Below are 13,126 nucleotides of genomic sequence, written 5' to 3' on the forward strand. Positions count from 1 at the left end.
GGAACTCGATATGGACATGGAGGAGTTCGAGTCAGAAGAGGAATTCAGAGGCGGACGGCGCTTTCCCATGCGCGGTGGCGGTCCGCGATCGCGACCCGTGAGACGCCCGTTGCGCTCTCCGAAGAGGCCATTGCGACCGCCTCCCGTACGTCCCAAACCACCATGCTTACGTCCACCGTGTCCTCCTTACAGTCGAGGTTCGGTACTTTGGCCGGTCGTTGAATATTCGGGTCTCTATCGCGAGCCCTATGGCGCCGAGCCAGAGCCTCCTACCGGCTCGGAGCATATTCGCTGGGTGCAGGACTGCTTGAACCAAGCCTTGGGGTTACAACTCCCAGTGACAGGTCTCATGGGCAGGGAAACCAGGAGCGCGGTGCGGAGCTTTCAGCGGCGGCAGGGACTGCGCGCGAGCGGGATCGTGGGGCCGGATACCGAGGAGGCGTTGAAGGCCGCTTGTGACGGACAACGCGAGTTCAGCTTTGAAGTAGAGCCGTTCAACGCTTATCGGAGCTTCGATGCGGCCATGTCCCACTGGGATTTCGAAAAAGACCCAAGAAAACGAAAAGCGGCGCGGGCTGCTAAACGGCGAGCATGGGAGGAAAGACGTAAACCCGGCACCGGTACCGAAGAGAGCATGTGCCCACCCCAACGTCATCTCAAACTTCAGGATCGTGTGAATAAAATTTGCAAAAACATCCCCCACAGTTGTGACGATGTGATCGGTTGCAAGGAGCTTCGTGACCGTGGTCGCACTGCCGTTTCTTGCGCTGCGGCGCGAGCGGCGATTAACCAAGAGTGTTATGGCGGAGGTAATCCAGGGCATCGCGAGGCGCAGCACAGTGCAAGAAGGGCGGCCAACAAGTGCCGGGACAAGTATCGCGAGCGCGTCCAGGCTGGTCGTTGCGAGGGTCCCGTGGACTTCTTTTTCGAGAGTTTGCCGGGCCTCGCTGAAGTTGACGGCGACCTGGGTTTCGAAAGTCCCTTGAGCAAAGCCGAAGAAATTGAACTGGCAGCCGAGCTCTTGTCTGTCTCCAGCGAGGAGGAGGTGGACCAATTTCTGGGGAAGATGTTCAGGGGAATAGGCAGAGGTCTCAAGAAGGTGGGGCGCTTCATCGGTAAAAAAGTGCTGCCAGCACTGGGCAAGGGGTTGAAGGGTCTCGCGAAGGCTGCGCTTCCGATCGCGGGCAAAGTGTTGGGCTCTTTTATTCCGATTCCAGGAGTCGGCACCGCAATCGGCAGCGCCATAGGGACGGCCGTGAGTAAGGCGCTCGAGCTCGAATTCAGCGGCGTGAGCGCGGAGGATACGGAACTTGAAATGGCGCGCCGCTTTGTCCGAATGGCGGCCACGGCGACTCAACAGGCCGCCATGTCATCCCCCGACGTCGACGCGGAAATCGTTGTGAATGAAGCAATCGTGAGCGCGGCTCGGAAACATTTGCCTTATTTCCATCCCAGGAAATCCGAGCGATCCGGCATGCCCGGTACGATGCAACAGGGCCGATGGATCCGGCATGGCCGGCAAATTGTTGTGCTGGGGGCGTAACGTTCTTAGCCCAATCATCCCGGAGAAATCGCCATGAGGTCGTCGTCGTTAGCCTTCGAACCAGAGCCTTTTCGCTGGCCCCTTTTGCCGGAATGGGAAAGCGAAGTCAGCCGCAGCAGCCCAGATTACATTTGCTGGGTACAATCCTCCCTGAACAGGATTCTGGGCCTGCGGCTGGTCGTGGACGGCATCGTCGGTCCAAAGACCCGAAGCGCCATTAGAATGTTCCAACAACGGCAATATGGGCTGAAGGTCGATGGCATTGTCGGCCCCATGACCGAGCACGCACTCATACTCGCTGGTGCAAGCAGCCCCCCAAGCGGGGCCGGACCGCCGGACTCGAGGCCTACCGCTCTACAGGCTGCCCGGTTTCAAGCCACACCGCCATTTGTTGGCGCTCCGTTGGTGAACGTGGCAGTCGCACCGTTCGTGGCGGACAGAGAGTATTCAGGTTTGTCGGCGGTCACGGAATACCTACGCGAACACCCCAACGTGCGCGAGGATATGTTCGCAGAATTTCCCGCTGCGACCATTCCGCACCTTCCTACAATAGAGGTTGTCGCAAACCACATCGAACGATCGGACTACCAGGCACAGATCACGCTGCGTTGGGATCCGAATTCGGACATCATTTTTGATACTGTTCAACCCGATACAAGGCAGGTTACCACCCAAGTTTTCTTGGGCATGACTTTCGGGGAGCATGAACGCATTTATCACGCGGAATACTTACGCCAGATAATGACGAGCGACTTTATTAACAACATGTTGGCCGGTACGTTGCGCCTAACTGCGCGCGCCCAAGATCAGGTGACCAGGACAACGCAGCCCGCTGATTTTGCCGGCCCAGTTATTGCGTTTCGACCGATCAGAGTCCCGGCCACGTTCAATGTCGTACTTCAGGGCGGTCCAAACCCCGCCCTTGCAGGTGAGAGGATCAAGGCCGAACTAGACAGGACCCTGTTGCCGTACATCATCAATGGGGCAATGAAGTATGCCACGACGCTCATGAGCCATGGTCCACAGTACGATGTGCCGGGTGAAACGCCGTATTCCATCGAGGCCGGGAACTATCGCGTTGCTAACCCTCCTCCTCCGCCCGTAATTAATAGGCGCCTATGACGGATAACAGTCGTGCCGCCTCCGATCAGGTACTCGAACGCGGTACGAATATGGTGGTGAGAAAAGAGGTTCTTATCATGACATGGGATTTTTCATTTGGGCCGGAGTCTTTCCCTTGGCTCACTGAATCGGAATTGGAGGACGAGGTAAGCCGCACCGATCCCGACTTCGTCCGTTGGGTGCAGTCTTCCTTGAACCGGGTTCTAGGCCTTCGGCTGGCTGTAGACGGCATCATGGGACCGGCCACCCGTAGCGCGGTCCGGAGCTTCCAGCAGCGCAAGGGACTGGCAGTGGACGGGATCGTGGGGTCGCATACAGAAGCCAGTTTGAGGGCGCTCACGGGCACGCTATCGTTGGGCAGCGTGCCGGTAAGCGCCAGCGTTGCCCCACGCAGCCTGGTGTTACCTTGTGGGAGTCTGGCGTCATTGCCTTGCCCGGACATCACTAACATCCATCACTTCGCCGAAGGTAAGGCGGTCGCTGAGCCCAGCTACCAAACCAAGTACGATATGGCAATTGAGGATCTAGCGATGTGCATCGGCGCTGCGCTCCGTGGCTTCCATGCCTATGGCGTGATTCGCATCATCGGGCACGCCAGCAGTGAAGGCCCTCTGCAATCGAATCAAGAACTTGGACAGGCGCGCGCCAGCCAAGTCAAAGCCGATCTGCGAAAGGCACTACTGTCGCAAGGACTCCCGGTAGGAACGTGGTATGGGAGCCCTAAAGTCGGTGCGGTCCTATTAGAGGCGTCGAGTGCCGGCGAAACGAATTTGCTCAAGCGTCCCGAGCGCACTGAAAGCGACCGCAAGCTGAACCGTCGCGTAGAAATCGATCTTCACGGCCTGATGCGATGCGGCCCTACGGAAGAACCCAACCCCTGGACTCCTGTTCCAAGTCCTTTTCCGCGATCTAAATGGGGTCGGAGTGATTTTTTTCTCGACATAAACGAGGAGGGAGTCATGCACAAGTTGAATTGTACTTGCCCAAAGTGCCAAATGACGAACGAATTGGAATGGGGTGAAGCGGAATTGCCAGGCGTCGGAGAAGTTTACGGCGAAGTTGGCTTCGAAAGTCTCCTCAGTGAAGCAGAAGAGATCGAACTGGCGGCAGAACTCTTATCCCTGTCCAGCGAAGAAGAGCTGGATCTGTTTCTCGGCAAGTTCTTCAAACGCATAGGCAGCGGTCTCAAGAAAGCGGGTCGCTTCATCGGTAAAAAAGTGCTGCCCGCCCTTGGAAAAGGCCTACGAGCCGTCGCGAAGGTTGCACTTCCGATCGCAGGCAAAGTGGCGGGCTCCTTCATTCCGATTCCCGGAGTCGGCACCGCGATTGGCGGCGCTATCGGGAAGGCCGTCAGTAAGGCGCTCGAGCTCGAATTCAGCGGCGTAAGCGCGGAGGATACGGAACTTGAAATGGCCCGCCGCTTTGTTCGGATGGCGGCCACGGCGACCCAACAGGCCGCTTTGTCATCACCAGACGCCGATGCGGAAATCGTGGTGAACGAAGCAATCGTGAATGCGGCTCGGAAACATCTGCCTCATTTTCGTCTCAGGAAATCCGAGCGCTCCGGCATGCCCGGTGTGGCGCAACAGGGCCGATGGATCCGCCGTGACCGGCAAATCGCCGTGCTGGAGTCGTAACGCTTCTGGCCGAATTTTCGGAGAAATCGCCATGAAACAGTCGTTAGCCTTCGAACCGGAGCCTTTTCGCTGGTCCGTGACGCCGGAATGGGAAAGCGATGACGCGTTTCAAACCAGCGAGCGTTACCACGTACTGAGTTTCTTCGATTTCTCCCAACAAAAGGAAAAGGCAAGAGGCGGGCTTCTAGGTAGGGGATTAAAAGCTCAAGTAACCTGAGGGAGTGAAATATGAGGAACCCACTTACCTTTGAAACAGAGCCGTTTGAGGCTTATCCTGAGTTTGAGTACGAAGAAGAGCTTAACTCTTACTCAGAACTAGATGCAGAGGTTGACGAGTTCGATGACAAGCTAGAAAGCTCGGCCTATCCGGGGATCTCCTGTGTTACCCCAGGAAATCCATATGTGCTGCACTGCTTTCCGCCCTTCATGACGGAACTGACGAAAGAACACCAGAAACACCTGGACATTATCGCCGAGAAGATAAGGCAGAGTTTTTCCCCTAATCGCCTCGCCCTTACGCAACCAATCACCAAGGTGACGATTGTCGGCCACTCCTCGACCTGGCACGAGGAATCTCGTAGCAACCTTGAACGGCGCGCTCGCGAGCGCGCAAGCAATGCCTACAAACAGCTGATCCTGCGTTTGCAGCGGATCGGTCTCGCCAATCGGATAGAAGTTGCCCCGCCCGTTGGACGCTCTGACACTGAACGCTGGATGGGAAAGTCTTACTCGGCGACGAGTGGAAGCCAGGAGGCGCAGAATGACCGGGCACTGAACCGGCGGGTAGAGATCACTCTGATCACTAGAGGTTCTGTGGTAGATCCACCCTTGAAAAACATCAGTCGTGTTTGGATTTTCGGCACAGCAAACCAGCTAATGCCCCGAGGAAGTTCTGGGGACAAGTGGCGTCAACGAGTTGCGGATCATGGCTTTACAGATGTCGCAATATTCGTAAATGGAAAACCAGAGAACTACATCAGGGGAAAACATGAAACGGAAAACTACAGATATAATTTGCATTTTCGTAACGACGGACAAATTCGTGCAACGCGAGAGTTCTTCGAGAAAGCGGGTATAGGCATTCATCTGGTAACATGGATTAAACCTACGAAGCGATACATTGAAGGCTGCGCCGCCGTAACGTTGCCCCTATGCGAGAAGATAGGAGCCAGATCTTTATTGTTTGATGCCGAAGAACCGTGGTATGGCAAATTGCCAAAACTTCAATTAAGTCAAAAGCAAAGCCAGCAAATTGCCGAAGAATACTTTTGCGCTGCGTTCGGCGATAGCCCATGCTGTTTGGGTGTAACGCACATAGTAGGGGATCGTGGTAATGACGGTATTAAGAAAACAATAGGACCATTAGTACAAGCATGTGATTACAGCCTGCCGCAGGCATATACAAATATTGCGAGCAAGGATGGCTGCGTTAACAAGCCGGGATGTTTACAAGCGAGAGCTGCGGAAAAGTGGAGCACGTTCAATCGAACAATCGTCATGGGACTGCGGACCAAGAGCCCTACGCGTAGAGCTTGGGAGCAAGATATCAAGATAACCGATGGGATTAACATCATGTCGTCTGCGCCATTTGTATCTGGTCACATCCAGGAAATTGCCTATTGGTGGCTGCCTGCATTGGGTTTTCGCGAAAGGCAGAAATTCTTCAAAAGCCTTAATCGTAGGGCTTCGGCGGTTCGCTCAAAAATGTCAGACGGAGATAAGCTGATTTCTGATCTGTTTCTCTGCCCCCCACAGTTGCGATGCACAACGTGAAGTCGAGATCGGTTTAAGATCTTGTCCCCGGCAAAGAGAAGAAGCGCAAGACGAGTCCTGTTGCGCAGATGTCAAGTCCCGGACGATCATAAGGCTGACGATGGAACAGTTCCGGGTTGGATTTGAACCACTCTTTCATGGTCTGGACGGGCGTTTTGCCTTGCGGGACCGCGGCAGAAGGGGATCGGAGTGAATTTCATATTACTTGATTGAGGAGGGCGAGATAGTTGAGCAACACCGGATCGACCGGACTCGACGGCATTTGAGCCGCCTGAGGCCCAACGAAGTACGGAGGGGAACGATGAAAACTCTTCTAGAGCAAATCCTGAAGGAATACCAATGCGATGAAGGATTAGCGCTTGATGATCGAAAGCGGTACGAATCGTCAGACATAGCCTCGGAAAACTTGGAGTGGGAAGACGATGCGGTTTCCATCGATGACTTATGTCCACCCGGGTTGGATTGTCAATTCCGAGGACGACCTGATCCAGCCGAGGTAGAAAGCCCACCTTGGCGGTATATTTGCTCGATTGAAGCATTACCCAGAAGCCAGGACCCGGTAATTCTTGGTTCGGGCACACTCATCGGCCCCACTCGGGTTTTAACTGCTGCGCACCTTGTATCCGCTCCACGTACATGTGCCTTACCTGACCCGGATCGGATCCGCGTCACTCCGGGTCGGGCTGGCAGTCTGTCCCCTTTTGGGCAGAGCCGGGCAGCTAACATTTTTCGCAATCCCGCCTTCGATTGCTTGGTCGACGACATCTGCAGCGATCGAGATTTCGCGGTGATCGAGATCCAGCATCCACTAGGGAACGATGCTGGATTTTGGGGTCAGAGTCCACGCCCGCGTTTCGATTCGCGAGGATCAAAGCTAGGTACAATCAGCGGGTGGCGGCCTGGCCATTATCGGGTGAACTATTCCGGTTATCCTGTAATTCTCGATGGTGTCCAACTGAGTTGTTATGCACAGACCCAATCGGGCGCACCCTCCCCGACAATTTTGGATTTCAACGGTTGTTGCCTGAAGGGACACAGTGGTGGCCCAGTCTGGGTGACACGGGACAGGTCCCTTGGAGGCCGGTGGTTGTTTGGGATCATTGTTTCATCCGAACCGCCCGAGTGCTGTGGGGTGCTCTTGACCCCGCGAAATAGGGATTTGTGGAACATGGTTCAGAGGCACGCTGGCCAGTAAGATGCGGAGATACAGGAGCTCTCCTGCGATCGGGCGGCGTCGCCTGTTCCTCAAGTGGGGTAGAAATAATGCGGTCAGAGATTGCAAGCAGGTCGTTTTCATGTGCCAGCTGCGACGCATGTTTTGACCGTTTACGACACATCCACGGTATAGCATATCGCCCCATCTTAGGTGCAGGTTACCGACCCACAAAACGCGCGCTAACGTCCTTGGTGACCTAAGGTTATGATCATCGACGCCCACTGTCATGCCGGTACCGGTGACGGTTTAATGGGTCCGTGGGATACTCGCGCGCCGCTGGAAAAGTATATGCGGAGGGCCGCGCGAGCGGGAATCGACCACACCGTACTATTCGCGGCCTTCCATTCCGACTACCGGCAAGCGAATCGTGAGGTGGCTCGCATGGTCGTCGGCCGTCCCGATTGCTATTACGGCTTCGCATTCGTCCATCCGGAGCGGGATCGTGGACAGATCCATTCAATGGTCCATGAGGCGGTGCATCGGTTCGGATTTGTGGGGATCAAAGTCCACCGCCATGACGGACGGATCACGCGCGAAATTTGCGAAGCGGCTCGCGCATTCCGGCTTCCCGTGCTCTACGATGTGATGGGAGAAGTATCTGTCTGCGAGCTTCTGGCCCAGGAGTATCCGGATGTGAATTTCATCATTCCACATCTTGGCAGCTTCGCCGACGACTGGCGCGCCCAGCTCGCCTTGATCGATCACCTGGTCCGGCACCCCAACATCTATGCCGACACGGCCGGCGTGCGGCGGTTTGATTTGCTCGAGCAAGCCGTGAAACGAGCGGGAGCGCGAAAGATCCTGTTCGGCTCCGACGGGCCGTGGCTCCATCCCGCCTTGGAGCTCGTCAAGATCCATGCGTTGGAATTGCCCAAGCCTGCGGAACGTCTCATCTTGAGCGGGAATTTTCTCAAGCTCATCTCCTCAGTCCGCCGACAGGCCGTGAAACCGTCCGGGCAATCGCCCGGCAGGACGCGTCGAACGGCTGCCCTGCCGGCCGACTCCGGGGAAGTGCGTGATCCATGGGCCAGCGATCAAATCGCCTGCTGCTGATAACGCGGTCTTCTGCGCCCCTCGGCTCTTGTCATGTTTAACGCCGATCCATGTGATCCATGGATGTCTGTCTCGGTGGTTGTCGATGCATATCGCCGGGCCGGCTCTCATGATCGTGTTTGCCCCTCAGACGGACGGGCTGCAGCCTGACGCAGTTGGAGTGCGCGATCCGTCACCCGTAAGCGCGCCGCGGCTCGTTGCAGATTTCCCTGTTCGTCCGCTACCGCAATACGCACAGCGACATTTTCAGCGGTACGTCCGATGTCCTTGAGCCCAATTCCCCTGGCAATGGCGCAACGGATGCATCGTTCGAAATCCTCGTTGCACCATTGCAACGGATCTGCGCCGCACTCCGGTCGTTCCTCTTCTGGAAGGCAGCCGGCCGTAATTGGGCCGGATCCCACATATCGTCTCATGATCCTCGCGACCAATTGCTTCAAGTCGCGTACATTGCCCGGATAGTCCCGGAGCATGAAATACTCTCTGACGGCCTCGTCAAATTCGGGTGGGTCACTGTCAGAAATACAAGCGCTCATGAACTGCCGAGCCAGAGGAAGTATGTCCTCGGTCCGGTGGCGCAGCGGGGGAATGGTGAACAGGTCCCCGGCGATTCGATAATAGAGGTCGCTGCGAAAGCGACCTTGCCCTATGTCTTGCCTCAAGTCTCGGTTCGTCGCGCAAATCAGGCGAAAGTCCGTGCGATGCCAGGTATTCCCTCCGACCCGTTTATAGCATCGTTCTTGAATCACACGAAGCAGCTGCCCTTGTAAGCCCAGAGGGAGGTCGCCTACTTCGTCAAGAAACAAGGTGCCGCCATTGGCCAATGCAAAGGCCCCGTCCCGCGCGGTGATCGCCCCGGTGAACGCTCCTCGCTCGTGACCAAAAAATTCGCTGCCTGATAGCTCGGGGACGACCGTGGTGCAATCGAGCACGACCAGGTCGCCTTTGTTCGCGCGCTGGTCGAGAGAGTGAATGAGGCGGGCCGCCAATTCCTTTCCAGTGCCGCTTTCTCCCATCAGGAGGATGGTCGAATCAGTGAAATATGCCGCTTCCACGAGTTGCCGCAGCACCGACAACGCCGCCCGACTTTGTCCAATCAACGTGTTTTGCACTTCCGGTGAGGTGACCAGTGTGTCAATGATTTGCCAACGCGCCAATCGCGCCGCCACCGCACATGCGGTGCGATCTGGATGATCCCAACTCAGGACATCGCACACCCCGTCCTGTAACAGTCTCCATGCGGCTGGACCCAATACATCTGCAGCCGGAAGGCTGATCGCAATGATTCTGGCAATACCGGCTTGCCTCGCCTCCTGCAGAAACTCTCTCAAACCATGGTCAATGTCTTGGAATATCGCGAGTCCTGGTCCAGAGGAAGGCTGATCAGGGGTGTAGAGTTCAATCCCTGCTCGATGAAATACATCATGAAAATTATGTACGACTTGCCCGCCGCTGAAAATGCGAAACCACACCCGCATTTCGAACTCTCCTGTCTGCGGGTCGGATACAGATCAAAAAATATGGGATAGTTCCCTCTCAACTGTCCCGCTATATATTCCTGATACCAGTTCGATGCAAGCGCAATTCGACATGCATTGTTCATTCCTTTTCCGTCTGCTTTTCATTCAAGAATTGAGCTGTGCTTGCAACCCTTTGAGTCTTTTGAGTTGCTGCTTTTGGAGAAATCAGAGGTGAGTCTCGTTCCGCCGAACGGCTGCCTTACTTCAATACAGTGTTCTGGAAATGTCGGCAATGATGAGCAATGGCAGGCAAACTAACTCGATCCAAAAAGATACAGGGCGATACAAAAGGATACAGGCTAAGTAGTTATTCGCTACGGGGTGTGTAAGTAGCACAGATCTTCAAACCGTTCGCCGCCTTGATACTTTGCGATCACCAGCCACTCCCGTCTGGTATCCGTCAGACCAACATAGGCTGCCCCATCGAACACAAAGGGTTGGAGCGAAAAGGCAGTTGTGAGGCTTGGAGGCGGCGAGCCTCCATCAATCCTGAGCGCTGTCAGCGGATAGGTGCCGCCGGTTCGCTCAAACTTATCAGGGGTTGCCAATAACGGACTGGTGTCCTGCCAACTTGTCTGTTCAAGAACCGTACTGTCGGCGGGAAACACGTAGATACTGTCGCTTGGGACACCTTTCATACAGAAGGTGGCTTTCACCACAAGATCCTCTCGCCCGTCGTTGTCGAGATCTATTCTCGTCCTGTCGAAGCTCGAACAGCGTCGAGTTGTAGGCCCTTGTCCCTTCAACGCAACCGGTTCCCACTGCACCGTCTTCGAGAGCTCAGTGTTAAAGTCCAGATGTGCTCCGAATAACGCCGCCACCCTTTCACAAAAAGGTTTATTCGCAAACGCCGCCAGTTCCACCGAAGCCGCAGCAGAAAACGCCGGCAACATCAGCAGGAGCATACTTCCCATGCTCGTGAGCTTCATAGATGCCTCCCTCGTTCTATGACCACATTATCTCGATTGACATCCTGGCTTTCCGTTTTTAAGATACCGCTACTAATTTCGTCGCCCTCACAACTCATGGAGCTCACTCCTCTCCAAGACCTCGCTCAATCCCTCGTCAACTGCGAGCGCTGCAAACTGGCCAAGTTGGGACGCAGCCAAGTCGTGTTTGGCGTCGGGAATCCTCATGCCAGTATCATGTTTGTCGGGGAAGCGCCAGGTTTCAATGAAGATCAGAAGGGCGAGCCATTTGTGGGGGCAGCTGGGAAACTCTTGAACGACCTTCTGAATTCGGCAGGTCTCTCGCGCGATCAAATCTACATCGCAAACGTCATCAAGTGCCGCCCGCCGAACAACCGCGACCCGGAGCAAGACGAAGTGGAAACCTGCAAGCCGTTCTTGATGCAGCAGATACAACTGATCCGTCCGAAACTCGTCTGCACCTTGGGGAACTGGGCCACTCAGGCACTATTGGAACGCAAAGTCGGAATCACCAAGGTAAAGGCACAAGCCTTCTACATGAAGAATTTCGTCATCTTCCCACTGCTGCACCCAGCAGCCGCTCTCCATCAGGGCAACCTTCTTGAAACGCTCAAAGAGGATTTCAAGAAACTGAAAGAATTTCTTGACCGCCACTCCAAACCGGCTGAGCCAACCACCGCAGCTCCCACCCCAACCGCGCCGGTCCTGAATATTGAATCCCCCCAGCCGACGCAGATGGATCTGTTCGGGTAATTGGGCCGCGTGCTCCTGCGAGGGCTTAGACCGCATAGCCTTGCCGCCGCTTGGCTGTGCAACTCGTTCCGTTCTGGATTTCACCCGAACGGAACTTCGAACAGTGCTCACCACCGCCTTCGGCGACCGCAACGACAGGCTATGCAACCCCTCGCAAGTCGCAGTCGGCCCAACTACCCTCACCTGATGGAGCGGACGATTACTTCCGCTACGTCGAATGCCTGAAGCTGTCCATTGCTTGTAAATCAACGGCCTCACCACGGATAGATTTGTTCGGCTAAGAATCGTCGTTCGTATCTCGTCATTCGCTAATTGTTTCATCCTTCTCCGAAACCGATGATGTACTGCGTTTGCTTCTGACAGGAAATGTGCTTACAATGTAGGTCCGTCAGGAGGCTTACATGAAAGCGCACATCGTCAGAATCGGCAATTCCAGGGGTATCCGTCTCCCGAAAACATTACTCCAGGAAGCCCAGCTTGAGGATGAAGTAGAGCTCCAGGCCGAACCCGGCCGAATTCTCATATCAAAGCCGTCACAGCCACGAGCCGGTTGGGCCGACGCTGCCCGTCGCATGCGGGAACAGGGCGAAGATCGCCTCATCGACCAGCCGACGCCGACTCAATTCGATAAGAAAGAGTGGAAATGGCGGTAGTGCCCACACGTCCTACCCGTGGCGATGTGTATCTGATTGAACTCGATCCCACCCACGGTAGTGAAATCAGAAAAACACGACCCTGCCTCGTTATTTCACCGGATGAGCTGAATCAGCATCTGAGGACTGTTATCGTGGCTCCAATGACCACAGGAGGTCAGGCCTATCCCTGGCGTGTGCGCTGTCGCTTCCGCGATCGGGTTGGGTTTGTCGCCATAGACCAACTACGCACCGTCGACAGCGATCGCTTCGTCAGACGAGTTGGGCGAATCGCTCCGCACACTCTCACAGCCGTCCTCGCGGTCTTACAGGAAATGTTCTCCTTATAGGAGCTCCTTGAGCTCTTTCTGGCCCCGCCAATCTTGAATATTGAATCTCCCCAGCCGGCACAGACAGATTTGTACGGCTAGCCTTCCCGTTTCAATTCGCTCCACCAAACACCCGCGCGATGGTTCACCCATTGCCCTTTCTCCGCCTGTTTCAAGGACCGACGTAGCGAGCGCATCGACTTCTGATCACTCAGAATTTCGTCGTCTCCGTGAGTCCCTCAAACTGATCCATACTCAAGAGTACAGCAGGAGGAACGCCATCGCGTGGAATGGCGACAACCTCCTGCCTGTGCTTCATGCGTCGGATCAAGTCCAATAGCTTATTCTTGGCCTCACTGACAGAAACGAACTCATCGACCTGCGGCAAGGTCACCTCATGCTAGCTTCAATAACAGCCCGTTATGATGGCTTGTCCGAGCCCTGGCAAGCAAGCTTCACAGACAGCGACGCCTGTGTCCAGTTCCATTTCTCCGCGCATATCCGGTGCATTTAAATCCGAAGCGCAACACCATGGCGAGCACTGAGCATTTCCGTCGGCGTCCGATAGGCGGGGCACCTGGATCTCGGTGACACCGGTTCGGGTTCCGGGCCTTTTACG

The 13,126-nt window shown here is 55.5% G+C and carries 12 protein-coding genes; 9 read left to right on the top strand and 3 right to left on the bottom strand.

The features are described from left to right. The first annotated feature begins 67 nt into the window (after positions 1 to 67). The 6 genes from P0120_01805 to P0120_01830 all read left to right on the top strand — a co-directional run bounded on the left by P0120_01805 (position 68) and on the right by P0120_01830 (position 8,344). On the top strand, positions 68 to 1,543 hold the full coding sequence (locus P0120_01805; protein MDF0673065.1) for a peptidoglycan-binding protein: 1,476 nt from the start codon (positions 68 to 70) through the stop codon (positions 1,541 to 1,543). Between the two features lie 33 nt (positions 1,544 to 1,576). Beyond that, the gene (locus P0120_01810) at positions 1,577 to 2,665 is read left to right on the top strand and encodes a peptidoglycan-binding domain-containing protein (protein ID MDF0673066.1); all 1,089 of its coding nucleotides are present in this window, start codon (positions 1,577 to 1,579) and stop codon (positions 2,663 to 2,665) included. Further along, the gene (locus P0120_01815; protein MDF0673067.1) at positions 2,662 to 4,302 is read left to right on the top strand and encodes a peptidoglycan-binding protein; all 1,641 of its coding nucleotides are present in this window, start codon (positions 2,662 to 2,664) and stop codon (positions 4,300 to 4,302) included. Before P0120_01810 ends, P0120_01815 begins: the two co-directional genes overlap by 4 nt. Positions 4,303 to 4,333: 31 nt before the next feature. Beyond that, positions 4,334 to 4,519, top strand: a complete 186-nt coding sequence (locus tag P0120_01820; GenBank protein ID MDF0673068.1) for a hypothetical protein — start codon at positions 4,334 to 4,336, stop codon at positions 4,517 to 4,519. Between the two features lie 11 nt (positions 4,520 to 4,530). Next, complete coding sequence (locus tag P0120_01825) at positions 4,531 to 6,075, top strand: hypothetical protein (GenBank protein MDF0673069.1); 1,545 nt, start codon at positions 4,531 to 4,533, stop codon at positions 6,073 to 6,075. Between the two features lie 1,420 nt (positions 6,076 to 7,495). Beyond that, entirely contained in the window at positions 7,496 to 8,344 is an 849-nt protein-coding gene (locus P0120_01830) for an amidohydrolase family protein (GenBank protein MDF0673070.1), read from the top strand. Between the two features lie 107 nt (positions 8,345 to 8,451). On the opposite strand, the gene P0120_01835 is transcribed toward P0120_01830, so the two are convergent. Next, entirely contained in the window at positions 8,452 to 9,822 is a 1,371-nt protein-coding gene (locus tag P0120_01835; protein MDF0673071.1) for a sigma 54-interacting transcriptional regulator, read from the bottom strand. 356 nt (positions 9,823 to 10,178) lie between these two features. Further along, positions 10,179 to 10,793, bottom strand: coding sequence for a hypothetical protein (locus P0120_01840; GenBank protein ID MDF0673072.1), 615 nt, complete (start codon positions 10,791 to 10,793; stop codon positions 10,179 to 10,181). 96 nt (positions 10,794 to 10,889) lie between these two features. Here P0120_01840 and P0120_01845 point away from each other — a divergent pair, with 96 nt between their 5' ends. The 3 genes from P0120_01845 (at position 10,890) to P0120_01855 (ending at position 12,528) form a co-directional block, all read left to right on the top strand. Further along, the gene (locus P0120_01845) at positions 10,890 to 11,546 is read left to right on the top strand and encodes a uracil-DNA glycosylase (GenBank protein MDF0673073.1); all 657 of its coding nucleotides are present in this window, start codon (positions 10,890 to 10,892) and stop codon (positions 11,544 to 11,546) included. Positions 11,547 to 11,947: 401 nt separating this feature from the next. Continuing rightward, entirely contained in the window at positions 11,948 to 12,199 is a 252-nt protein-coding gene (locus tag P0120_01850; GenBank protein ID MDF0673074.1) for an AbrB/MazE/SpoVT family DNA-binding domain-containing protein, read from the top strand. Beyond that, complete coding sequence (locus tag P0120_01855) at positions 12,190 to 12,528, top strand: type II toxin-antitoxin system PemK/MazF family toxin (GenBank protein ID MDF0673075.1); 339 nt, start codon at positions 12,190 to 12,192, stop codon at positions 12,526 to 12,528. Before P0120_01850 ends, P0120_01855 begins: the two co-directional genes overlap by 10 nt. A 190-nt stretch (positions 12,529 to 12,718) precedes the next feature. Here P0120_01855 and P0120_01860 read toward each other — a convergent pair whose 3' ends face one another. Then, entirely contained in the window at positions 12,719 to 12,895 is a 177-nt protein-coding gene (locus P0120_01860; protein ID MDF0673076.1) for a type II toxin-antitoxin system Phd/YefM family antitoxin, read from the bottom strand. Between the last annotated feature and the right edge of the window lie 231 nt (positions 12,896 to 13,126).

The organism is Nitrospira sp., from assembly GCA_029194675.1.
Lineage (GTDB): Bacteria > Nitrospirota > Nitrospiria > Nitrospirales > Nitrospiraceae > Nitrospira_D.

Bases quoted from the DNA above. Each gene is read 5' to 3' on its own strand.
- P0120_01850 (MDF0673074.1), top strand. From the start codon at position 11,948: ATGAAAGCGCACATCGTCAGAATCGGCAATTCCAGGGGTATCCGTCTC.
- P0120_01825 (MDF0673069.1), top strand. From the start codon at position 4,531: ATGAGGAACCCACTTACCTTTGAAACAGAGCCGTTTGAGGCTTATCCT.
- P0120_01815 (MDF0673067.1), top strand. From the start codon at position 2,662: ATGACGGATAACAGTCGTGCCGCCTCCGATCAGGTACTCGAACGCGGT.
- P0120_01835 (MDF0673071.1), bottom strand. From the start codon at position 9,822: ATGCGGGTGTGGTTTCGCATTTTCAGCGGCGGGCAAGTCGTACATAAT.
- P0120_01810 (MDF0673066.1), top strand. From the start codon at position 1,577: ATGAGGTCGTCGTCGTTAGCCTTCGAACCAGAGCCTTTTCGCTGGCCC.
- P0120_01820 (MDF0673068.1), top strand. From the start codon at position 4,334: ATGAAACAGTCGTTAGCCTTCGAACCGGAGCCTTTTCGCTGGTCCGTG.
- P0120_01855 (MDF0673075.1), top strand. From the start codon at position 12,190: ATGGCGGTAGTGCCCACACGTCCTACCCGTGGCGATGTGTATCTGATT.
- P0120_01805 (MDF0673065.1), top strand. From the start codon at position 68: ATGCGCGGTGGCGGTCCGCGATCGCGACCCGTGAGACGCCCGTTGCGC.
- P0120_01830 (MDF0673070.1), top strand. From the start codon at position 7,496: ATGATCATCGACGCCCACTGTCATGCCGGTACCGGTGACGGTTTAATG.
- P0120_01840 (MDF0673072.1), bottom strand. From the start codon at position 10,793: ATGAAGCTCACGAGCATGGGAAGTATGCTCCTGCTGATGTTGCCGGCG.
- P0120_01845 (MDF0673073.1), top strand. From the start codon at position 10,890: ATGGAGCTCACTCCTCTCCAAGACCTCGCTCAATCCCTCGTCAACTGC.